General features: G+C 56.9%; 26 protein-coding genes and 1 tRNA gene. 12 read left to right on the top strand and 15 right to left on the bottom strand.

Going from position 1 to position 19,854, the window contains the following annotated elements; translation table 11 throughout:
* Positions 1-16 precede the first annotated feature (16 nt).
* Positions 17-1,069, bottom strand: coding sequence for a sugar phosphate isomerase/epimerase (locus NMA52_RS14650; protein ID WP_254828444.1), 1,053 nt, complete (start codon positions 1,067-1,069; stop codon positions 17-19).
* Between the two features lie 146 nt (positions 1,070-1,215).
* Between NMA52_RS14650 and NMA52_RS14645 the strand changes: the two genes are divergently transcribed.
* Positions 1,216-1,734, top strand: a complete 519-nt coding sequence (locus NMA52_RS14645; protein ID WP_254828443.1) for a DinB family protein — start codon at positions 1,216-1,218, stop codon at positions 1,732-1,734.
* An 88-nt stretch (positions 1,735-1,822) separates the two neighbouring features.
* Positions 1,823-3,319: a hypothetical protein gene (locus NMA52_RS14640; RefSeq protein ID WP_254828442.1), complete on the top strand. Its 1,497-nt coding sequence runs from the start codon at positions 1,823-1,825 to the stop codon at positions 3,317-3,319.
* On the opposite strand, the gene NMA52_RS14635 is transcribed toward NMA52_RS14640, so the two are convergent.
* Complete coding sequence (locus tag NMA52_RS14635; RefSeq protein ID WP_254828441.1) at positions 3,302-4,675, bottom strand: TlpA disulfide reductase family protein; 1,374 nt, start codon at positions 4,673-4,675, stop codon at positions 3,302-3,304. The two genes, NMA52_RS14640 and NMA52_RS14635, sit on opposite strands and share 18 nt — an antisense overlap.
* Positions 4,676-4,779: 104 nt before the next feature.
* On the opposite strand from NMA52_RS14635, the gene NMA52_RS14630 reads away from it, so the two are divergent.
* Positions 4,780-4,851: transfer RNA gene (locus NMA52_RS14630), tRNA-Arg, on the top strand.
* Between the two features lie 139 nt (positions 4,852-4,990).
* On the opposite strand, the gene NMA52_RS14625 is transcribed toward NMA52_RS14630, so the two are convergent.
* From NMA52_RS14625 to NMA52_RS14580, 10 genes are all read right to left on the bottom strand, one after another.
* Positions 4,991-5,293 (bottom strand): MerR family transcriptional regulator, encoded by a 303-nt coding sequence (locus NMA52_RS14625; RefSeq protein WP_254828440.1) that lies wholly within the window; start codon positions 5,291-5,293, stop codon positions 4,991-4,993.
* On the bottom strand, positions 5,290-5,676 hold the full coding sequence (locus NMA52_RS14620) for a hypothetical protein (RefSeq protein WP_254828439.1): 387 nt from the start codon (positions 5,674-5,676) through the stop codon (positions 5,290-5,292). Before NMA52_RS14620 ends, NMA52_RS14625 begins: the two co-directional genes overlap by 4 nt.
* Positions 5,673-5,921 (bottom strand): hypothetical protein, encoded by a 249-nt coding sequence (locus NMA52_RS14615; protein WP_254828438.1) that lies wholly within the window; start codon positions 5,919-5,921, stop codon positions 5,673-5,675. Before NMA52_RS14615 ends, NMA52_RS14620 begins: the two co-directional genes overlap by 4 nt.
* Positions 5,918-6,892 carry an ATP-binding protein gene (locus tag NMA52_RS14610; protein WP_254828437.1) on the bottom strand — a complete coding sequence of 325 codons (975 nt, stop codon included), beginning with the start codon at positions 6,890-6,892 and terminating at the stop codon, positions 5,918-5,920. The genes NMA52_RS14615 and NMA52_RS14610 overlap by 4 nt, the downstream gene beginning before the upstream one ends.
* Positions 6,867-7,889 carry a hypothetical protein gene (locus NMA52_RS14605; protein ID WP_254828436.1) on the bottom strand — a complete coding sequence of 341 codons (1,023 nt, stop codon included), beginning with the start codon at positions 7,887-7,889 and terminating at the stop codon, positions 6,867-6,869. Before NMA52_RS14605 ends, NMA52_RS14610 begins: the two co-directional genes overlap by 26 nt.
* Positions 7,890-7,901: 12 nt before the next feature.
* Positions 7,902-8,228, bottom strand: a complete 327-nt coding sequence (locus tag NMA52_RS14600; RefSeq protein WP_254828435.1) for a hypothetical protein — start codon at positions 8,226-8,228, stop codon at positions 7,902-7,904.
* 7 nt (positions 8,229-8,235) lie between these two features.
* Positions 8,236-8,700, bottom strand: coding sequence for a GIY-YIG nuclease family protein (locus tag NMA52_RS14595; RefSeq protein ID WP_254828434.1), 465 nt, complete (start codon positions 8,698-8,700; stop codon positions 8,236-8,238).
* Positions 8,694-8,921, bottom strand: coding sequence for a hypothetical protein (locus tag NMA52_RS14590; RefSeq protein ID WP_254828433.1), 228 nt, complete (start codon positions 8,919-8,921; stop codon positions 8,694-8,696). Before NMA52_RS14590 ends, NMA52_RS14595 begins: the two co-directional genes overlap by 7 nt.
* Before the next feature lie 439 nt (positions 8,922-9,360).
* A complete protein-coding gene (locus NMA52_RS14585; protein ID WP_254828432.1) occupies positions 9,361-10,101 on the bottom strand; it encodes a hypothetical protein in 741 nt (246 codons plus the stop codon).
* A gap of 117 nt (positions 10,102-10,218) precedes the next feature.
* Complete coding sequence (locus NMA52_RS14580) at positions 10,219-10,932, bottom strand: hypothetical protein (RefSeq protein ID WP_254828431.1); 714 nt, start codon at positions 10,930-10,932, stop codon at positions 10,219-10,221.
* 267 nt (positions 10,933-11,199) lie between these two features.
* On the opposite strand from NMA52_RS14580, the gene NMA52_RS14575 reads away from it, so the two are divergent.
* From NMA52_RS14575 to NMA52_RS14535, 9 genes are all read left to right on the top strand, one after another.
* Positions 11,200-11,565, top strand: a complete 366-nt coding sequence (locus NMA52_RS14575) for a hypothetical protein (RefSeq protein ID WP_254828430.1) — start codon at positions 11,200-11,202, stop codon at positions 11,563-11,565.
* Positions 11,565-11,816 (top strand): hypothetical protein, encoded by a 252-nt coding sequence (locus tag NMA52_RS14570; RefSeq protein ID WP_254828429.1) that lies wholly within the window; start codon positions 11,565-11,567, stop codon positions 11,814-11,816. Before NMA52_RS14575 ends, NMA52_RS14570 begins: the two co-directional genes overlap by 1 nt.
* 76 nt (positions 11,817-11,892) lie before the next feature.
* Positions 11,893-12,378, top strand: coding sequence for a hypothetical protein (locus tag NMA52_RS14565; protein ID WP_254828428.1), 486 nt, complete (start codon positions 11,893-11,895; stop codon positions 12,376-12,378).
* A gap of 12 nt (positions 12,379-12,390) precedes the next feature.
* On the top strand, positions 12,391-13,116 hold the full coding sequence (locus tag NMA52_RS14560) for a hypothetical protein (RefSeq protein ID WP_254828427.1): 726 nt from the start codon (positions 12,391-12,393) through the stop codon (positions 13,114-13,116).
* Between the two features lie 113 nt (positions 13,117-13,229).
* Positions 13,230-13,430 carry a hypothetical protein gene (locus NMA52_RS14555; protein ID WP_254828426.1) on the top strand — a complete coding sequence of 67 codons (201 nt, stop codon included), beginning with the start codon at positions 13,230-13,232 and terminating at the stop codon, positions 13,428-13,430.
* A complete protein-coding gene (locus tag NMA52_RS14550; protein WP_254828425.1) occupies positions 13,427-15,925 on the top strand; it encodes a DNA methyltransferase in 2,499 nt (832 codons plus the stop codon). Before NMA52_RS14555 ends, NMA52_RS14550 begins: the two co-directional genes overlap by 4 nt.
* 623 nt (positions 15,926-16,548) lie before the next feature.
* The gene (locus tag NMA52_RS14545; RefSeq protein WP_254828424.1) at positions 16,549-16,812 is read left to right on the top strand and encodes a hypothetical protein; all 264 of its coding nucleotides are present in this window, start codon (positions 16,549-16,551) and stop codon (positions 16,810-16,812) included.
* 261 nt (positions 16,813-17,073) lie between these two features.
* A complete protein-coding gene (locus tag NMA52_RS14540; protein ID WP_254828423.1) occupies positions 17,074-17,367 on the top strand; it encodes a hypothetical protein in 294 nt (97 codons plus the stop codon).
* Positions 17,368-17,388: 21 nt separating this feature from the next.
* Positions 17,389-17,826 (top strand): DUF2335 domain-containing protein, encoded by a 438-nt coding sequence (locus tag NMA52_RS14535; RefSeq protein WP_371930975.1) that lies wholly within the window; start codon positions 17,389-17,391, stop codon positions 17,824-17,826.
* Between the two features lie 166 nt (positions 17,827-17,992).
* On the opposite strand, the gene NMA52_RS14530 is transcribed toward NMA52_RS14535, so the two are convergent.
* From NMA52_RS14530 to NMA52_RS14520, 3 genes are all read right to left on the bottom strand, one after another.
* Entirely contained in the window at positions 17,993-18,472 is a 480-nt protein-coding gene (locus NMA52_RS14530; RefSeq protein WP_254828421.1) for a hypothetical protein, read from the bottom strand.
* A gap of 1 nt (position 18,473) precedes the next feature.
* A complete protein-coding gene (locus NMA52_RS14525) occupies positions 18,474-19,127 on the bottom strand; it encodes a hypothetical protein (protein ID WP_254828420.1) in 654 nt (217 codons plus the stop codon).
* Between the two features lie 89 nt (positions 19,128-19,216).
* Positions 19,217-19,834, bottom strand: a complete 618-nt coding sequence (locus NMA52_RS14520; RefSeq protein ID WP_254828419.1) for a hypothetical protein — start codon at positions 19,832-19,834, stop codon at positions 19,217-19,219.
* Between the last annotated feature and the right edge of the window lie 20 nt (positions 19,835-19,854).

The raw sequence follows: 19,854 nt of genomic DNA, 5'->3' as shown, positions 1-19,854 counted from the left end.
GTATATTTTAGTAAGCCTACAGGCCCAGAATGGTACGATTACCGGCCTCGTCCGTACCCGCGTCCGCGAAGTCGTCGAAGGCCCGTTCGGTGACCTGGATGATGTGTTCGGCGATGAAGGGCGCTCCCTCCGCGGCCCCCTGCTCGCTGCTCTTGATGGCGCATTCCCATTCCAGGACGGCCCAGCTGTCGTAGTCGTACTTGCTGAGGCGGGAGAAGATGCCCTTGAAGTCGACCTGCCCGTCCCCTAGGCTGCGGAAACGACCGGCGCGGTCGGCCCATCCCTGATACCCGCCGTAGACGCCTTGCTTACCGGTGGGATTGAACTCGGCGTCCTTGACGTGAAAAGCGCAGATGCGCTCGTGGTAGTGGTCGATGAAGGTAAGGTAGTCTAGTTGCTGCAGGATAAAGTGGCTGGGATCGTAATTAATCTGGGCGCGCTCGTGGCCGTCCAGGGCTTCCACGAACATCTCGAAACTGATGCCGTCGTGAAGATCCTCGCCCGGGTGCAGCTCGTAGCCGACGTCGACCCCGACCTCGTCGAAGGCGTTGAGGATCGGGCGCCAGCGGTCGGCGAGTTCCTTGAAGGCCATGTCCACCAGTCCGGCCGGCCGTTGCGGCCAGGGATACACGAAGGGCCACAGCAGCGCTCCGGAGAAGGTGGGATGCGCCTTCAGGCCCATGTTCGCGCTGGCCCGGGCATTGAGTATCATTTGCTGGGTGCCCCACTCCATCTTCGCCTTACGGTTATTGGCGGCCTCCTTCGGCGCGAAGGCGTTGTACATCGTGTCGTAGGCGGGGTGGACGGCCACCATTTGCCCCTGCAGGTGACTGGCCAGCTCGGTGATCTCCAGTCCGTGCTCGGCTACCCGCCCCTTAATCTCGTCGCAGTAGTCCTTGCTTTCGGCGGCCTTTTCCAGATCGATCAGCCGGCTCTCCCAGGTCGGGATTTGCACGCCCTTATATCCGAGACCGGCCATGTAACGGCAGATATCGTCGAGATTATTGAAGGGGGGCTCGTCGCCCATAAACTGAGCCAGGAATATGGCGGGGCCTTTGATGGTGGTCATACGGTGGAATGATTTCTGAGGTATCGCGAGGATTTCGGCGTGCCGCCGCCGGTATTTCAGCGGGCGGGGACGCAGGAGCGGACAAACTACTAAATAGCTGCGTACTTTGGCAACTCTTCCCGACAACACTACCCCCGTACAAACCAATGGTAAAACGCAACGTCCTCTCCCCCGCCGAATACGCTCCGTTCTACGCGGGCTACATCGACCTGGTCCCCGCCGACATCACGCTGCGGACTTCCCTCGACGATTCGGCCGCATTACTTACGGATTACCTGACGAACCTCCCGGACGAAAAGGTCAATCACGCCTACGCTTCCGGGAAGTGGACGGTAAAGGAGGCCCTGCAACACATCATCGACGCCGAGCGCATTTTCGCCTACCGGGCCCTGTGCCTGGGTCGCCATGATGCCACCCCGCTGCCGGCCTTCGAACACACCGATTACGCCCTCTGGGTGGACGTGACCCGCCGGGAGTTCGAGCGGATGATCGAGGAGTTCCGTACGGTGCGTAAGAGCACGATCTCCCTGTTCAACAGTTTCAGCGAAACCGACCTGTCCTTCACCGGGACGGTCAGCGAAATGCCCATGACGTGCCGGGCCATGGGCTTCGTGATCAGTGGCCATACCTACCACCACAACAATATTTTCCGGGAGCGCTACTGAGTCCGCCCGCGGAAGTTGCCTGACTTCCGTACTTTAGGATGGCCACCCCCCGTTTGCAGTAGCGTACCCCCTTATTTTCCGACGACTGATGCGCATTATCTGCCTCCTCACACTTTTCCTGTTCTGTTTCCGCGTCGGTGCCTCCGATCTGGGCCACCGCCTGCGTTTGCTCTTCCCGGGGGAGGAGCCCACGGCGGTCAGCGAGCGCACCTACCTGACGAAGCAACTCGAAAACGTGTTCCGGCAGTTGCGGTACCGCGATCGGGTCGACCGGCGGTCAATAAAACGTCAGGCAAAACAGATTCTGGAACGTTACGAAAAACAGGTGTTCCGGACCTACGACCCCGCCGCCGAACTATCCGACGCCTTCCGGAGCGGGCGGTACAACGACGCTACGGCGGCGGTCCTGCTTGCCCTGACCCTCGAGGAATTCAACATAGCGTACGAGAGCTACGTCGATCACTGGGAAAGCTATCTGGTGCTGGACCCCGCGGGAAAACGCTTGCTCCTGCGCAACCCCGCCGCCCAACCCCACGAACCGGAAGCCGAGCGCGCCTTTCGCCGGGAATACCTGACGTTGGTGCGCAGCATGCTCGATCAGGACCTGACGGCTCTGTCTCCCGCCCAGGCGGACAGTGTCTTTTATCAGTACTACTACCGGCCGAATCAGCGGCTGAACTTCGTGCAACTGAGCGCCTACGAGCAGTTTCGCCTGGCCCAGTCGGCTTACGCGGCCGCTGACTACGCGGCGACATCGCGGCACGTGGCCACCGCCCTGGAACGAGAGGCACGACTAGCCTTCGTTGTGCTCGACGAAGCGGCAAAAGTGCAGCTATCTTCCCTCCAGCGCCCCGATGAGGCCGCGTACCTCCGCCGGATGTTCTCGGTGTGGCGGGCCGAACCCTCCAACCGCTACGTCGCCGCGACTCTGTTACGGCACTTCGATGGTGGCCAGGAAGCATTGCTGGCGGAAGACCGGCCCACGGAAGCCGCCAGCCTCCTCACCCGGTACCTGACCGAAAGCCCCGCCTCCGCCACCGCATGGCGTACGGAACTGCAACTGCTGCAACGGCTGCGCCTGCTGGGGTACTACCAGGGAAAGGGAGCACTGAAGGAAGCCCGCCAACTGGCCGAAATCCTGCACGCCGAGGACCCCACGGACCAGCGCTACCAAGACTACGTGGCCGAGCTCGTCCTGGTCGACCTGCGCAACTCCTACCCCGACGCGGAGGAACTCGTGGCGCAGACGGAACAAGCGGCCGAGCAGTATCCCTTCCTTCGCAGCCACGACCGGTACGCCGACGTGATCCTGCGGCGGCACGCGATCCGGGTGCGGGATTATTTCGCCCGTCTGGACGCGCCCGGAGGACTGAGTGCGCTCGCTGAATTCCGCAAAGTACTGGCCGAGGTGCCCGGTGGACTGGATCGCCGGCTCTGGACGCTGACGGCCTTCGTCGCCGCCAGCAACTACTACTTCGCGGAAGAAGATTACGCGCCGGCCCGCGCCTACATCGAAGAGGCGCTGAGCCACGACCCGGCTAACGACTTTTTACTACACCAGCAGGACTTACTGAGCCGGTACTGAGGGGTCGTCGTCAAGCAGTTCCCGTACGCTGCGGTCAAAGCTCTTCTTGAAGCTCGCGTACTTCGAGGTAGCCGGACCGTTGAAGCCCGTGTGGATGCGGCGTACCCGATTATCGCGATTCACGAACAGCATCGTTGGGTAGCTGATCACTTTGTTAAGCATCGGCAACGCACGGCCGGCTTCCTGCTTATCGTTACTTCCCGCCAACAGAACGGGCCACTCCACTCCCTGCTTTTCTACGTAGCGGCGCACGGCCGCCCGGCTGCGGTCGTCGGAAGCTCCGTAGCGCTCGAAGGCCAGGGCAATCACCTGCAGGTCCCGGGTGTCGTTCGCCGCCAGGTACTCCTGTAGGAAGTTGGTTTCGTCGCGGCAGTTGGGGCACCAGGTGCCGAAGAGCTGAATGATTTTCGGTCCGGCGACGTCACGAAGACGTAAAGTGTCGCCGTTCACGTCGGGAAAGGCAAAGGCCAGGGGTACGTCCTCGCGTAGGCGGGTGAGCTGGTCGGGGTCGGTCAGTTCGGCCGCATCATCCCGTCGGGCGGTCCAGTCGGTCAGGTAGTGGCGGCCGCTGCGAAAGGTTCCGGCGAGCGACCCGTCCTCCCTGATCAGGGCTTCGAAGAGGAAGGCGTGGCTGCCGTCGAATACGCTGAGGTAGAGCTTAGTGGCCTGTACCGTACCCTCCAGGTAGCGGTAGTCTCCGGTTTCGGTACGAATGGTGCCGGTGATGCGGTTGCCCTCCTGCCTGAACTCCGCGACGCCGGGATAGGGGTCCTCCGTGGCGTCGCCGGCGAAGGTAACGGCCCACTGTCCGCTGAGATCCGTCGCGGGCGCTTTGCGTAAGGGGGTAAAACGGTAATCCTTACCGAAGTAGGCCTTGAAGGGGATGCGGTAATTGTCGCGGTAATGAACGACCCAGACTCCTTCGATGACGTTTTCCTCGTGGTAGGCGCTGATGTGAGTGTCGTACACCGGGAAATCAATGCGGAGGGTGTCTCGACCCGCCTGTTGGTCACGTCCGGTAAGGATGTCTTCGGCCGGCACGACGATCTCCTCATCTCCGTTATGGATGACGAGGTGAAAGGTGGTATCGTTGTCGTAGACGACCTCGAAATTGAAGGGAAGCTGTCCGCCGGTCACCTCAGCAAATTCCATGTCGAGCTTTTCCGGGATCGGTGCTCCCTTGGGGTTGGGGACGATCGGATTGTACTCCAGCTCGAGTACGCCCCGGTAGGGGCCCGGAGGAAGCGTAGGGTACCGTTGCTGCACGAAGACGCAAGCTGTCAGCAGAACGAGCACCGTGCAGAGCGCTCCGGAGACGAAGGGAAAATAAGGTAGGCGATTCCGGGTAGCGGACATGGGGCGGGTTGCGTTTTAAAGATACCCGGACAACGCTTTTCGGCTTCGGTAGTTGGTCATATCAACCCGGGGCCGTACTTTTGCGTCCGCTTGACAAAGCACCGGGTCTCGTAGTACAACGGATAGTATACAGGTTTCCGAAGCCTGCGATGATGGTTCGATTCCATCCGAGACCACAACAGAGATTGATAGTCAGTAAGTTACGCATTTTGCGGACACTTTTACTGACACTTCTCGATTCCCCACGTTTCCAACGGATTGTGGCAAATTGATCAGCTTCTGAACACCCGCGGCGGCTTCCGATTTTCCTTCCCACTACCCCACCCTATGCTGCGATCGGTCCAGCAGGAAGCGCCGCACCTCGTCCACGTGATATTTTTCCGACTGTGGGGCGTTCGTACCCACGCGCAGTAATCCTTGAGCTGACCAGTTGCGTACGGTAGTGGCCGTGACGCCCGCAAGCTCGGCCACTTGATTCGTGGTCAGGTAAGTCAGTCGGCGCAGGACGTCCGGTTTAGGATCAGAAGGCTGGACACCGCGCAGCGCATCCACCATGGCCGCCGAGACGACCTCCCTTAACTGGTCCGGCGAAAGGACAACCACTTCGTTATTCATCATTCGGGGATTGTAGCAACGTGGGCAGCGGGCGTGGCACCGAAGAGGTTGCAAAACTCCTCCAGAGAGTAGCCGCGGCTGGTTTTCAGGTAGTGGTGAGAGTGCAGGAAAGTGCAGCAGGGTTGCGCTTCGAAGTAGAAGCCTTGCGTCGCTACGCAGAACACCAGGCCCTTGCGCTGCAGTTCGAACAGCGTTTTGGTGATCACGCAGGGACTTAAGCCCGAGCGCCGGGAGATCTCCTCCACGGAACTGCCGGGGTAGGCTTTAAGCACCCCACTGACGCTTAGCTCATTGCCCTGGCGGCGTTGTTTGCGGCTACGGGTGTTACGATCTCTGCGACGCACGATCTTGCGGCTGGTGCGTACGGTGATAAGGGGGTAGGTCATACAGGAATCAGTTTGATCCGCTCGCGGCGGTGGTTGAAGAGTTCGCGGCCGGCCGCCGTGACGTCGTACCGGGCCGTGCGGTGTTGGCAGTAGATAAAACCAGCCTTGCGAAGCCGGGGTACCCCCTCGTACAGCGTACCGCGATGGGCGTCGCCGAACCAGGCGCAGAGGTCGGGGAATTGGTGCGCGCCCTCCAGGGCGAGAATGCAAAGCACCAGAAAGTCGGTAGGGTGCAGCTGGATCATTCGGCGGGGAGGTTTGGACCGGCGGACGCAGCGGATACCCGGCGCCGAAAAGAATCTCCCCGCATCGCCACCATTTCGTACTGCTCGATCAGGCGGTCGGTCAGGCGGGGAGTGGTTTCGTTTCTCTCCAGCTCCCGGGCCAGGTCGTCGGGGCGCAGGTTGGAGGTAATGACGGTTTGCACGCCGTCGCGCACCCAGTTTTGGTAGCGGACCATGAGCAGGTCGTACATCAGGCTCACCCGGTCCCCGTAGTGGGTGTAAGTGAGGTGATTTTCGCGGATCTCATCCAGCACCAGCGATGAGCGGCAGAGTTCTTCCACGGGCGCCAGCGACTGACTGGTCCGGATGGTCATCATCACGTTGTCGAAGTTGCGGTAACCCAGCCGCATGCCGGTGTCGTAGGCGTGGGAGAGCTGCACGCTGGCCACCGCCGCGGCTTCGGCCACGGTGCTCTTCCCATTGCCCGGGGGGCCGTAGACGAGGACCGACTTCAGTACCGGGATGCAGTCCACCGGCTCGGGGCAGGTGCAGATCTCATCGCCCACCAGCCAGTGGGCCAACCGGTGGAGCAGGGTGATGATCTCCTGGCGCCCGGTGAAGGCGGGCGGTGCGCCAGTGCGGTCCATCACCAGGCGCTGGTAGGCCATGTAAATCAACTGCCGGGCGGCCTGGTAGGCATCGGCGGCGTCAACCCTGCGGCCCACGTAGCGGCGGTTGAGTGTGCGGTGCATGCGCGCCTTTGAGGCCTGGAGGATCAGCTCCTTATCCGAGCGCTTCAGGTCCAGCTGCTCACACTTTTCCAGGAACTTCACTTCGTCCTGCAGGCGGCGCTCTTCCAGGCGGCGGGCCCGGGCGGCCTTCCACTCGCGGTAGGCTGCCTGCTGCTCCGGAGTACCGTGGCCGGCATCGAGCATCTTGCGCTTCAGGGGGCCGAAGGTTTGGGTATCAGCCGAAGTCGAGGGGGGCGGCATAGTCGACGGGGGTTGTGGGGTTACGTGGATCGTCTCCGGGGCGGGAGGGCTTGCGCTGGTTGCGTTCATGCGGCTGGCGTTGGTGGTTTTGAGATTCGACGCGGGCCAGCTCAAGCTGCTCGCGGCGGCGGGCGGTGCGTTCCTTGGTGAGTTGGACGGCGGCAAAGCCCGGCAGAGCTTTGACGGCGGTGCCGATGACGCTCCAGACCTCGGGGTTGTCGATGGTCTCGACCATGGCTTGCACGGACAGGTAGGGCTCGATCAGCTCCCCCTCCCCCGCCCCGGCGCCCGTGCGGATCCTGTCCCAAACCTGCTGACCACGCTCGCCCTCGAAGTAGATCTCGAGCATGTCCATGGCGTCGCTCTTGCTGAGCAGGGCGGCGGAAGCCAGCGGGCGAATCACTCCGGAACCGGCGGACGGCGCGGAACCTTTTTTCGCGGAACTTTTTTGGAGGGCGTCAGCGGCGCACTGACGGTCGAGGTCGGCGATCTCGTCCAAATCGAAATTTCGATTTCCTCGCGCGCCAGCCAGCTTTCCCTTTACATTCCCTTTATATTCTACTTTATATTCTTCTGTATGGCGTTCAATATTTGAACGGTCCGCGTTCACTTTTTGAACGTCCTCGTTCAATATCTGAACGTCTGCGTTCACTTTTTGAACGGGGATTTCCCCAAGGACACGGCCCGCGTTCATTTTTTGAACGTCCTCATAAGCGACACCGTACCAGGCAGGGGTAGTCCGCTTCTGCTTGGGATTAGCTGGGTTCACCTCCATCAGGCCTCGCTCAACGAAGCGCGATACCATCGCGTGAATAGCCCCTTTACTGAACCCCAGGAAAGTGGCCACCTGCGCATAGGTGTTTTCCGCCCACCCATCGACGCCGTAACGCGGGCTGGACTGCGTTTGGTAATACACGTCCAGAACGCAGTAATCGTTGGGCGTAAGACTTAACAGCAGCCGCGGACCGTGTAGAATGTTGGTGTACCTCCAGTTCATGACCTTCAGCCTTTACTTACCCAGCAGAGACCGCCACTTCGCGATCAGACCCGCATCTATGTGAATGTAGTCGTGTCCCTTAATGCTCTCAATCTGGCAGAGTTCCTTCCTCTGAAGGGCTCGGAACAGGCGGTACATCGTATCTGGCTTGTCGGTAACTACCGGCAGATACCGACAAGCATCTTCTCGGTTTACTTCCCAAAAATTCAACTCGCGAAAGACCGCATCATGTCGGACCCTGCGTATTCTGCTCACTAAATGGTCAAAGACGATCGCCTCGCTTAGAGTGAGCGAGAATTCAAGCGTGAACGGCTGATTGAGTGTGATGGAATTTTGCATAGGGTTTTCATTTATTTTGAAGAAGAGAACCTTCCAAATTCTTTATGGCGTTGGCGAAGCGGACGTATTTCTTGTCCAGGTTAAGTGAGCTATTGTATACAGGGCTGTAGAGGCTGATGAGTATGGACTCAATGGCGCATAGGTTGGTAGCTTCCATCCCCGGAAGAGGCAAGTATTTGAAGTGAGTAAACTGTTTCTTACCGGCGTGCTCACTGACTCTGCTCGGACCGGCCATCGTCATTCCGATGTAGACAAGGGCATCCTGGTCGAATAGGAGATAAATTCCCGGTACTTCGTCAGGACACTCCTGAAGGGGGCGGCTGTTTAGAGCTCTGATGACTGCTCCTATCCCATCGTGTTGCCGTAATTGTGGATTCATGATAAAGGGTTTTACTGCTCCTAAGGGCTTTCGCAAGTAGCAGGTTCCCTTCTCGTCACACGCCTCCAGTAGTCTGGCGTTTACGTTCAGCATGACCCGGCGTTATTGATGCGATCGAGTATGTCGCAGTACTCCCGCGCGGCGCTGAGCACGCTGGAACGGATCCCCTTGGCCCGGCGGTTGGCCCGTAGCTCTTCGGCGTGCTTGCGCGCCAGGGCATAGTACGTTCGCCGCCAGACGCCCAGGAGGAACACGTCGACGTTACACGCTGATGGAGGGGGAGGGAGGGGAATAGGGTCTTGCTGCTGGGCCACGGGCTGGATGGTTTGCACCGGGGCCCGCGCACAAAAAGCGAACGCCACCCCGGAAGGATTCCGAAGGGTGGCGTCGTTTTGCGGCTAAGCAGGGACCGGGGGAAGTGTCGCATGGGATGGCAGGCCCAATCTTCACCCGGAAGTTCTTCATCTACACCCGCTAGCCGCAAAGGTGCCATCCTTCACGGGTGCAAGGTAGCGGCGTTAATACAATAATGCAAATAAAACGATATAATTAAGTCGATCGTATTAAACCTTCCTCATCACAAAACGCCTCGATCTCTTCCGCTAAAGCGGTGTATGATTCAATTAGGTATAGGTTATCCTGGAGAGGTTGTATTGACTCGGCAGTGTTAGGTGAGTCTAGGTTGGATGTGCGTTCTACAGTGTCTTCCATGTCACGAATGATTCAGACAAATATAGTCCCAAATCATACGTTTTAACGCCCGGAATCAATATTAAAAACTTTTTGTTTGAAAGACTTTAACACCTTTTGTAAATAGGCCTTCCTTTCTGGGTCCTGTTCAACATGTATGCCAGCTTGAAGACGGGACAATGCCGTTTGAACACGTTTAATCGCCTGTTCAAGTTCCTGATTACGCGATGCCATTTGGGCATTCTGCGCGATTAGATAGGCTCGCTGGTCTTCCAACGGCTCGATTATGTTGGCCAGATCTCGTAAAATTGGAGCAACCCTACCCGGTTTAGATCTAAGGGCAGTCATAGCCTCCTTCGCAATTGATTCGATCTGGCTATCTATGTCTACTGGCTCAAGCTTAAGAAGATCCTTGAAGTTATTTTCTACCCCCTCTCCCTCCATCTCTTCAATGGCCTGACGGACATTTTTCCACCCAAGACTACCTTGATCAACTAGAAGGAACCGACAAACATTCTCCAGGTCGGTCGACCCAATGTAGCTATCGGTTTTATTAAGCTTTCTTCCCTGTAGTATCTTTTTTCCGATTGACTTACCATAGGTAAGGGTTTGCTTATTACTAAGGGAATAGGTGTTGTGGACAAGGCGGTTGAATTCGCTAAGGCTAAAGTTTGTGGTCCGGAATCCGCTTTTTGCCTGTTGCTTGTAGTCTTTTTCCATGGCGAGAGCTATGTTATGGATTAAGACCGTCACAAGTTCCTTATCTGCCTCTGGGTTTAAAATTGGTTTGGTTGAGTTGCTCAAAACTGGGTAGGTTTGTGAGCAAAAGTAAGTCTACAGCATCAGATTTGTGTTGTTAATACTACAACACTGTATTAATATATTGTTAGAAACAGGGTGTATGCAAAACAAATTGTTGCATCAAAAGCCGTAATCCGCCTCTGTCCTATCTAAGTACATCTTCATACTTCTTTTCAGAGCTTCTAGCTCATCGATAAGCGCGCTGGCTTTTTCAAGTTGATTCTTCCACTCCCTAGGATTTTGATTTGTGATTGGGAAAAGCGAGTCTACATAATTTGAAACTTGGACGTTTGATGTCCCCCCCTGCGTCCCGGATATGGTTTTGCGTAAAGAATAAGATGGAGCTAGAAACTCAAGCTTGACCAAGCCGTCCTTGACATATACACTCATGGTGTAACTAATAAAAACTGTTTGGACTTCTTCAGTTTGAGCTAAGCCAAAGAGCGTTGGGATTGACTTTGAGTACAACAGTGGCGATACATGCTTCACAATCAGTCGGCCATGCTCCTCGTCTACGTACTGCGAATATTCATCATAGTTGTTGCTATGAATTGCTGACCACTCCTTAAGCCTGCGCAGCGATTGGTTCCTGGGCAAGTTTGTTTCTATTAGTCCCCCTAACTTTATAGTCCCTGAACTATCAACTGGAAAGTGGGGGTACCCCCCCATATCAGTCATCAGCTTACTTAATTGTTGGGCCATCCCTCGGAACTCTTCGGGCGACAATTCACCCCTTTCTACTCTGTCTTTAAGTGCTAAAAGTTCGAGTTCCTTAGTCTGAGAGGAACCTAAAACAGAAACACCCAACAACATTAGGATAAGCAGTATTCGCATAGCTTTTTGTCAAATATAACCAGAATCGGGAGCTAAGAGAAATCAGTCACAAACCGAATTATATCGTTTTATTTGTATTAATGATATAATTACCCTTATCTTAGCCGTGCCGTCACACCGACGTGCCCTCCGACCGGGTGTGTGTTCATAGTATCAGTGTTGGTCGGGGGTGGATTTTCATGAGAGTGATCACGCCCGCGCTGCGGTGCGGGCGTGCTTTTCTCTCTAATCCCCCAGCTCTTCATGAATCATCCAAATCCACGGCCCATGCAGCCTCTCGACGTCCTTATTATAGTAGCAGCCGTTGTGTTGCTGGCCCTGCTCTACCGCTCGGTCACTTCCTCCGGCACGGCTCCCGCGTCCCCGCCCCCGGCCCCCTCTACCATGGCGGACGCCCTGCCCCCGTCGCCGGAGCTGTCCGCGGCGGTAAGTGCCCACGCCGCCCGGCAGTACGGGGCCATCCGCGTAGTCCGTACCCGCTGGGATGAAGTGGGCCTGGTGCTTCGGGGGGAGCGGCAGGGCACCATGATTATCCTGACCGCCCAGCAGGCCGAAATCCTACGGCAAGACCTGGGCAGCGTGGTGGAAGATATCCACGAGGACCGGCAGATCGCCAAACTAACGGATTACTGATGGCCCGCTCCGTAGCCAAACCGCTCTGCGAGAAGGAGGTCGCCCGCGAGCTGAGCATGCGCCGCCTGGTGTACCCGAAGCAGATCCGCGACGGGCGGCTGGCCAAGCAACGCGCCAACCGGCAGTACCTGGCCATCGAAACCCTGCAGCTGCTGCTGGAGGGCCTCACGGTGAAGGAATTCGACGACATCATCCGGCGGGCCAAGGAAGCGCGCCAGCATAAGGTTGACCAGGGTAAGCTGTTCACCTAGCTGCCCCTACCCCACCACAAGACCGTATTCACCCCTCTGACCATGATCGAAGACATCATCCTCTAAATCCATTCCTATGAGTAAGCCAAGTTTCCCAGAAATCGCCGCATCGATCGACGTCGAGCTGCTGCGCGATAACTACGACCTACGCAAGAAAGATCTCGTACGTCACACCTTCGACCCCGAGCAGCTGCTGGAAATGAAGGAGGAGTACTTCCGCCTGTCCAGTCAACTGGCCGCGCGGCAGGAGCTGGCCGCCCACCTGAAGGCCGCCGCCGAACAGAGCCCCGAGCCGCGGGAGGCCATCGAGGAGATCATGTCCGACCGGGTGGATGCCATTGATTACGGCCAGGCTACGCGTAAGGAGCTGCTGGCCAGTACCGCCGCCCTGCTCAAGAAGATCAACAGCGGCCACGAGGTCGTCGAGGAGCAGCTCTTCGGCATCGCGCACCACGAGGTGGGCTTCATGGCCTACTACGACGTCCACGGGCTATTCGTGTACGACCGCCCGCTCAAAGTCACCGAGCGGCAAACTTCCATTCGAACCATCAAAACCGCTTAAACCACTACCCCTATGTCCGATTCCAACCCACGCCACTCCATCATCGGAGACCCCGGAGAATACACCGTCCGCTACGGCGAGGCCGAGCCCGTCATCGTCGCTAAGCGCATCCACATTTCCGGCACCATCACCGCCCCGGCGGACTGGGCCGAGCAAAAGGAAACCGCCGGCTACAGCTACCTGCCCGAAGAGCACCACGCGGTGGTCGACCGTGACGGTGGCACCATCGTATTCATGAGCAACGACGAGCAGGCCTCCCCGGGCGGGCATACCATCACCGGCAAACTCCGGCCGGCCACGGCCCTGGACGGCCTGCACATCAACACCCAGCGCACCTACACGGCCAAGGAGCTCGGAGCGCTGCTGAAGATGAACCGGGCCCTGTTTGCCGACCGCGACGAGAACATGGCCATCGTGACCTCCCTGCAGAAGTTCCGGGCCACCGTAACCCAGGAGCTGGAGAAGAACAACGATCTGCGGGGCAACGTGCTGCACCACTTCGAGCAGCGGGTGAGCAGCGAGTTCAACCTGACCTTCAAGCTCACCACGCCCATCTATAAGGGGCAGCCGGCCAGGAGCTTCGGCGTGGAGATCCGCTACGACGTCTGCGATTCGGCAGTGACCTACTGGCTGGAAAGCGTAGAACTGAAGGAGCTGCAGGACACGGAACGGGATGCCATCATCGACCACGAAATCGGTCGGCTGCGCGCCCTGGACGTACCGATCGTCGAGCAGTAAACAACGGGGCTCCGGCCCGTACTGATGTTTCTATTAACCTGCTGATCGCGGCCCGGAGTTGACCGGGCCGCCTTTACCCCCCCCCCCTTCATCCTGCAACCAACTGTCACCCCATGAACGTAGCCGAGATGATCGCCCAGCTGGAAAGTGTGCGATCGTTCATCCTCGCCCACCCGGACTGTGAGCCCGACAGCGCACTCGCTGATCAGGTTACCACCCTGGATCGGGTGCTTCTCTCACTGCTGAACATGGATCGTCTCCTGGCCGGCTACCGGCGGTTACAGGCGGCACTCGATAAACTTGAAGAAGAATGAGTCACACCACCAGTTATGATGAGTTCCTGGATTCCAAGATAAAACTGGCGCCCCAGGGAGGTTTTGCCATTACCCCCGACCGGGTACACCCCATGCTCTTTCCACACCAGCGTGACGTCGTCGTATGGAACGTTCGCGGGGGCCAGCGGGCCGACTTCCTGTCCTTCGGGCTGGGTAAGACCTTCATCCAACTGGAGACAAACCGCATCGTACACGACGAAAAGGACTGTTGCTGCCTGATTACCTGCCCGCTGGGCGTAAAGCACGAGTTCGTACTGGCCGCCCGAATGCTGGGGATGCAGGAGCCGCGCTACATCACCCACACCGACCAAATGGAGGCGGGTCAGTGGCTCTACATCACCAATTACGAGCGCGTACGGATGGGCGACATTGATCCGGCCCGCTTCGGGTGCTGCAGCCTGGACGAGGCCAGCATCATGCGGGGGCGAGCTACCGAGACTACCGAGGCCCTGATGCGGGAGTTTCGCGTAATTCCGTTTCGCTTCGTCTGTACGGCCACCCCCTCCCCCAACCGCTACCTCGAGCTAACGCACTACGCCGACTTCCTGGGCGTCATGGACCGCGGTGCCATCCTGACCCGGTGGTTCAAGCGCGACAGTCAGAAGGCGGGCAACCTGAAGCTGTACGAGCGCCGGGAAGCTGAATTCTGGCACTGGATGGCCAGCTGGGCTTGCTTCATTACCAAACCCTCTGATCTGGGATACAGTGATGCGGGGTACACTCTGCCGCCCCTGGCCATCGTGCGGCACCGCGTGAAGGTGAAGCGGGGCGTAATCACGGATGCCCGCAACGAGCAGCAGACGGCCATGTTCGCCAACCAAGCGGTCCGGTTTCAGGATCAGAGTGCCGAAAAGCGCCGCAGCCTACGCGACCGCGTACGGCGGGCCGTGGAGATCCTGCGCGAGGATCCGGATGGCCACTACATCATCTGGCACGATCGGAATGACGAGCGCGACCTGATCGCGGAGATGCTCGACGCGGGCGACCGGCTAGTGACCGTGACCGGCAGCATGACCCCGGACGAAAAGGAAGCCGCCCTCATTGACTTTGCCGAGGGGCGGGTGCAGTACTTGAGCACCAAGCCCACGATCGCGGGCAGTGGCTGTAACCTGCAGCGTCACTGCCACAAACAGATATTCGTAACGGTGGGCTACAAATTCAACGACCTCATCCAGGCCGTTCACCGCACGTACCGCTTCGGGCAGGCACGGGCCTGCGAGGCGCACTTCATTTACACCGATGCCGAGGACAAGCAGATCGATACCGTCGACCGCAAATGGGCCCTGCATACCAACCTACAATCCAAGATGACCGACATTATCCAGGAACATGGCCTCAACGCAGAACTGTACGGCAGCGAACTGAAGCGTCAGAAATTCAGCGAGCGGCGGGTTAAGACCGGCCGGGGGTACACGCTGGTGAATAATGACAACGTGCCGGAGACGGCGGCTATGGCTAGCGAGAGCGTAGGTCTGATTGTCACCTCCATCCCATTCGGCAATCACTACGAGTACAGTGACAACTACAACTGTATGGGCCACAACGAGACCAATGCGGATTTCTTCCGTCAAATGGACTTTCTCACGCCCCAACTCTTCCGCGTCTTGCAGCCCGGCCGCATCTGTGCCGTTCACGTAAAGGACCGGATCCGCTACGGCTACCAGAACGGGGTAGGTTTCACGACGGTCGACCCCTTCAGCGACGATACCAGCGCTCACTTTCGCCGGCACGGATTCCACCTGATGGGTCGCGTCACGATCACCACGGATGTGGTCAGCGAGAACAATCAGACGAACCGACTGGGTCACTCCGAAAAGTGCAAGGATGGCACCGCCCGCGGGCACGGACTTCCGGAGTACGTCCTGATCTTCCGTAAGCCCCCGACCGATCGGTCGAACGGTTACGCGGACGTGCCGGTTGTACACTCTAAGGAGGATTACACCGTCGACCGCTGGCAGATCGATGCACACGCCTACTGGAAAAGTGACGGCCGCCGATTGATCAGCGCCGAGTTCCTGGAACGCGCCGACCTGTCGCAAATCGGCAAGGCCTGGAAAGCACTGCAGGAAACCGAAACGTATTCGTACGAGGATCACCTGACCATTTGCCGGCAGCTCGAGGCCGTGGGAAAATTGCCGCGGACCTTCATGGCCGTACCGCCCCTAAGTACGCACCCCGAAGTATGGACCGACGTACTCCGCATGCGCACCCTCAACAGCGAGCAAACCAAAAAGAACGAGGAAAAGCACATCTGCCCGTTCCAGCTGGACATTCCGGAGCGGCTCATCGAGCTTTACTCCAACCCCGATGACCTCGTGCTTGACCCCTTTAACGGGCTGGGCACCACCACCGTCCAGGCGGTCAAGATGGGGCGACGAGCCTACGGCATCGAGCTAAAAACCGACTACTGGCGGGACAGCTGTACCCACATGCGGGCGGTGGAGCTAAAGGCTGCGGCAGTTACGCTGTTTTAAGCACATAAACTTGCTTCGTGCAAATCTATACAGATGACATCCCACAGTCCGTTCAGCCTTTGGGACCGTCAAACCTGAATGCTGTTCCAGCGAAAGTTGGGCGGCCCTATGGGGTTAATAGTCAGGCCAATTGTCACCAACAAGTAGTTTTATGACTTGAACAACTGTCCGTATTCCTTCAAAAATTGAACCCCATGGTAATTGAAAACGGCGTCTCTTATTGGATTTCATGACTTGAGTTGTTCGTGAGAAACAGCTCCCACGCCACACCACAAATTTCCCTCTACAACCAACCAATCATGGGAAGTTGGCGGGCCAGTTCTCAAACGTTCATTAGATTTGACCATGAACGAGTACGTCCGTATTACCGCAGGGTCAGATGATTTAATTGGAACAAAGCACAGGTTCCACGATTGGACCACAATGAACACATTGGTGGACAACGAGTATCTACTCCTTCCCATCGCAATCGTATCTTCTGTAGACGATGGTCAAGTAAGACTCCTGAATCCCGAGCACATTGCGTTTATAAGCTTCAAGGAGGCCCGGCAGCTGGACAGTAAGTTAAAAGGGGGTCGTGGTATGAATGCACTTTGAATCGCCGGTTTGATAACCATACACACATGCCCGACTCACATCACCTCACCGACGACGAGTACCAGCGCCTCCTCGACCAGGACAACGCCGACGACCCAGGTGATCCCTGGCGGGTGGGACCGCGTGTTCCCGACCCCGAGCCGATCGGACCCATTCGCCTCGTCCCCGAACTTCCCCGGCGGCACCGCCTGGTACAGAGTGACCGAATTTGGCCCACGGAAGCACCGCAGCCCCTGTGCCGGTGTTGTTACCGCCCGCGCCCTGTTTGCATCTGTGCGTCTACTTTGTAGAAACGAGCTGGCCTACAAACCAGCTAGCGGTAGTGAACGGTAGAGTATCGTTTGAGAGTAGGCGATTACGTCCGCACGCCCCCATTTATCGTTAAAGTGCTGCAAAACAGGCAGGAAAACGTAACTAATCTTTGGTGGTGTCATTAATAGTCGACTAACTTAGGTGTAACACTACGCACTTTGAACCCACCTAAGCCGTTCCAACACTGAACGTTACCCCTAGCCTGAGTTCGCCTCAGGCGACTGAAAACGACATCCTGTATGGCTAACCCACTCAATAGAATCAGCCGCTTGTTTAACGACTATGCCGATTCAGTTCGCTCTCTTTTCGCTGTTCACCACGAAAATGCACCAGCGGACTGTGCACCGGTGTCCTCGCCAGCCACAATGAGAGATGACCTGGAGGCATTCGGTTCTGACTTCAAACGTGCCTTCGAAGCAACAAAAGCCAAATTCCCGGAAGCAAATCTCCGCAGGCAGATAATAGAGGAAGTAGAGGTAAAAGACCGGGCAAAGTGTGATTCCGAACCCCAGGCGGAATATTGGCATTTCTGAAATTTACTTTAACGAACACCTTTGAACTCTCCCCAAGATCTTCCCGCACGGCCCGGGGGCAGGTTTGGAAACGAACCAGCTACTAAACTTCTTGGTCCTGGCCCGGGAGATTCCCCGACGTTGGATCCACTGAGTGGTTGGCCAAGTGCTAAGGAACTGCGGGCGTATAACGATGCTTGCCCCGGGTTTGCTGAAATGATGATAGATTACGTCAAGAAGGCACAGGATCATCGCCACAATCTCGATAAGTCCAGGCTTGAGCATACAACAAAGGTTCACAACGACTACATTGACCTGGAGAAGCGCCGGTACTTCTCCGTGATCGGCATTATTGTCTTTTTGGTAGTCGCGGCGGGCGTTTGCGGTCGCTTCGTTCACCCCTACGTCGGCACAGCTCTGGCTGCCTCCTCCGGCCTCACCATGGTAGTACCCTTCCTCAAGCGCACTCAGAATAAGTAGATCGCTGCTGTGCTGGAACGCTGATTAATGCAGAGGTGAAGTTTGTGCCTCCCTCGCTTGGCGGCAAAGGTTTCAGTTACTTCGTTGTTGTAAGAAGAACCCTTTTGTTAGCAAAGATTGAAGCTCAATAATCTTCTGATCGCGCGTCCCTGATTGTAATTAGGGGTCATCTTTTCCTTTTACGAGTTACTCCACTTAGATCATCGCTAACCTTTGCTATATCAGCAAAAAGAGACTCAGATTTCATGTTCTTTTTAGACATCACCTCACGAATCTTATTAAGATCGTCTTCTCGGGTCAGCTTATTCAACTTCTTGCGCTCGGATTCCAGTTCCTCCCTCTCATCTATTGACAAACCTTCTACCCCTAGCTGTTTCTCAATGTTTGCTAGTCCGATCTTAATATATCTCTTGAATTTCCTTTCCTGCCACTCCTGATCTAGCCACAGAAAAAACTGATTCCAAAAGATGGCGACGAAGTGACCAACAAAGGGTGAGCCGAATTTTAGGATCAGAGCCCAAATTGAGTTATCGGGAACGACCTCTGAGGCAGTTAGTAGAAACCCAACTCCACAACTACCGGCTAAACTGTTACTGTTATGGTCCCGAACAACAACTTCTGGACCTGGGCCCTCCTTTCCCCCCATGCTAAGCCGGTACCGACTTCAAAGCGGACGCATTCGCTCCCGACTCTCCTGAAAAATAGGTTAGAATGCTTTCAATATCTTGTTTGCTAGGATTTCGATTCACCCTAATTCTAGCGGGCGCATCTGGTCGGGGCAAGGTAGCCTTGTAGTTTGCCAGAAATTGCTCTGATTCAAGTATTGATTCCTTTCCCTCTCGGATTCGCTGGCCGAGTTCAATCAACGCTGCCTTGACTTCTTGTAGGATAACTCGCTTCTCGGGAGTAAGGTGATCTCCCCGTCCTATCCTGGCCGTTTGGTACTGAAGGCTGATGTACTTCTTTTCTGTCGCTTGCATCTTAGCTTTAGATGCGTCCAATATAGCTTTGAGCTCCCAGTAAGTCTCTGTTCTCTCCTGCCCAGGCAGCTCCAAATCGATTTTCCCGTCATGTTTCAAAATTGAACGCAAGGACCGCTTGAGGTCCACCAGCCTAAAAATAGGCGAGATCATCCCTAAAAAGGAAATTCCAAGTAAGATCCAAAGAATGGAATTGGGTATCATTTGTTGCCTGCCTGTACCCAATCCTGCCAAAGACTGGGCTGTGTGTGTTTGGTCGAATTCGCCTGTAAAACTGCTTCCAATATAGGATAAGTATCTTGGTAACAGCCAAAATAGCAAGTGGTTTGCATGCCCTTTTACCACAACGCCCCCGCGCGGAACGAAACCGGCGAGGGCGTGTGGTCCAAACGAACAGCAGACAATAGAGCCTAAGCGGCCTGGGCTTTCTCCGCCTTGATCTTCGATTGCTCGATGGTGGTGATGACGGCTTCGGGGTCGAATACGTCCGCCTCGGCCAGGTCGATCGCGCCTTCCCGGATCCCGGTCTCGAGGGCCTCCATGATCAGGGCGCGCAGCATGGGATTCGGTACGCGCTTCTCGATGATCGGTACCAGCAGCTCGGTCATGGCGAAGTCTTGCACGGCGGGATTTAGGATGAACGTATCGAGCACGACCTCGGCCTGGGCGGCGTTGTCGGGCTCATCATCGGTAAGTAGGCGCATCGTGTCCACGACGGGCACCGCCAGGAGGGTAAGACCGCGGCGGGCCCTCAAATTCGGGATCAACAGGAGCTTTTCGTCGATCACCCCGTCTGCAATCGGTACGGCGTCCTCGCTGACGAAGCGGCGAGCGATGCGCTCGGCCTGTTCGGCGTCGTTGGGATCCTCGTCGGTCATGGCCGCGATGAGCTCCTGCACGCGCAGCAGTAGGGCCGACACGGCAATCTTGAGGGAGGGGGAGACGATGAGGGCGAGCAGGGCCGGGGTGTAGGCCTTGAGCAGCTTACCGAGTAAGCCGCCGCCCCATTTGATGATACTGCTTTTCATGGCATGTAAGGGTTTGGTAA

Source organism: Lewinella sp. JB7 (assembly GCF_024297185.1).
In the GTDB taxonomy this organism is placed as follows: domain Bacteria; phylum Bacteroidota; class Bacteroidia; order Chitinophagales; family Saprospiraceae; genus Neolewinella.
This window is presented reverse-complemented; position numbering and strand designations above follow the sequence as displayed.

Bases quoted from the DNA above. Each gene is read 5' to 3' on its own strand.
- NMA52_RS14650 (WP_254828444.1), bottom strand. From the start codon at position 1,069: ATGACCACCATCAAAGGCCCCGCCATATTCCTGGCTCAGTTTATGGGC.
- NMA52_RS14645 (WP_254828443.1), top strand. From the start codon at position 1,216: ATGGTAAAACGCAACGTCCTCTCCCCCGCCGAATACGCTCCGTTCTAC.
- NMA52_RS14640 (WP_254828442.1), top strand. From the start codon at position 1,823: ATGCGCATTATCTGCCTCCTCACACTTTTCCTGTTCTGTTTCCGCGTC.
- NMA52_RS14635 (WP_254828441.1), bottom strand. From the start codon at position 4,675: ATGTCCGCTACCCGGAATCGCCTACCTTATTTTCCCTTCGTCTCCGGA.
- NMA52_RS14625 (WP_254828440.1), bottom strand. From the start codon at position 5,293: ATGATGAATAACGAAGTGGTTGTCCTTTCGCCGGACCAGTTAAGGGAG.
- NMA52_RS14620 (WP_254828439.1), bottom strand. From the start codon at position 5,676: ATGACCTACCCCCTTATCACCGTACGCACCAGCCGCAAGATCGTGCGT.
- NMA52_RS14615 (WP_254828438.1), bottom strand. From the start codon at position 5,921: ATGATCCAGCTGCACCCTACCGACTTTCTGGTGCTTTGCATTCTCGCC.
- NMA52_RS14610 (WP_254828437.1), bottom strand. From the start codon at position 6,892: ATGCCGCCCCCCTCGACTTCGGCTGATACCCAAACCTTCGGCCCCCTG.
- NMA52_RS14605 (WP_254828436.1), bottom strand. From the start codon at position 7,889: ATGAACTGGAGGTACACCAACATTCTACACGGTCCGCGGCTGCTGTTA.
- NMA52_RS14600 (WP_254828435.1), bottom strand. From the start codon at position 8,228: ATGCAAAATTCCATCACACTCAATCAGCCGTTCACGCTTGAATTCTCG.
- NMA52_RS14595 (WP_254828434.1), bottom strand. From the start codon at position 8,700: ATGCTGAACGTAAACGCCAGACTACTGGAGGCGTGTGACGAGAAGGGA.
- NMA52_RS14580 (WP_254828431.1), bottom strand. From the start codon at position 10,932: ATGCGAATACTGCTTATCCTAATGTTGTTGGGTGTTTCTGTTTTAGGT.
- NMA52_RS14575 (WP_254828430.1), top strand. From the start codon at position 11,200: ATGCAGCCTCTCGACGTCCTTATTATAGTAGCAGCCGTTGTGTTGCTG.
- NMA52_RS14570 (WP_254828429.1), top strand. From the start codon at position 11,565: ATGGCCCGCTCCGTAGCCAAACCGCTCTGCGAGAAGGAGGTCGCCCGC.
- NMA52_RS14565 (WP_254828428.1), top strand. From the start codon at position 11,893: ATGAGTAAGCCAAGTTTCCCAGAAATCGCCGCATCGATCGACGTCGAG.
- NMA52_RS14560 (WP_254828427.1), top strand. From the start codon at position 12,391: ATGTCCGATTCCAACCCACGCCACTCCATCATCGGAGACCCCGGAGAA.
- NMA52_RS14555 (WP_254828426.1), top strand. From the start codon at position 13,230: ATGAACGTAGCCGAGATGATCGCCCAGCTGGAAAGTGTGCGATCGTTC.
- NMA52_RS14550 (WP_254828425.1), top strand. From the start codon at position 13,427: ATGAGTCACACCACCAGTTATGATGAGTTCCTGGATTCCAAGATAAAA.
- NMA52_RS14545 (WP_254828424.1), top strand. From the start codon at position 16,549: ATGCCCGACTCACATCACCTCACCGACGACGAGTACCAGCGCCTCCTC.
- NMA52_RS14540 (WP_254828423.1), top strand. From the start codon at position 17,074: ATGGCTAACCCACTCAATAGAATCAGCCGCTTGTTTAACGACTATGCC.
- NMA52_RS14530 (WP_254828421.1), bottom strand. From the start codon at position 18,472: ATGGGGGGAAAGGAGGGCCCAGGTCCAGAAGTTGTTGTTCGGGACCAT.
- NMA52_RS14520 (WP_254828419.1), bottom strand. From the start codon at position 19,834: ATGAAAAGCAGTATCATCAAATGGGGCGGCGGCTTACTCGGTAAGCTG.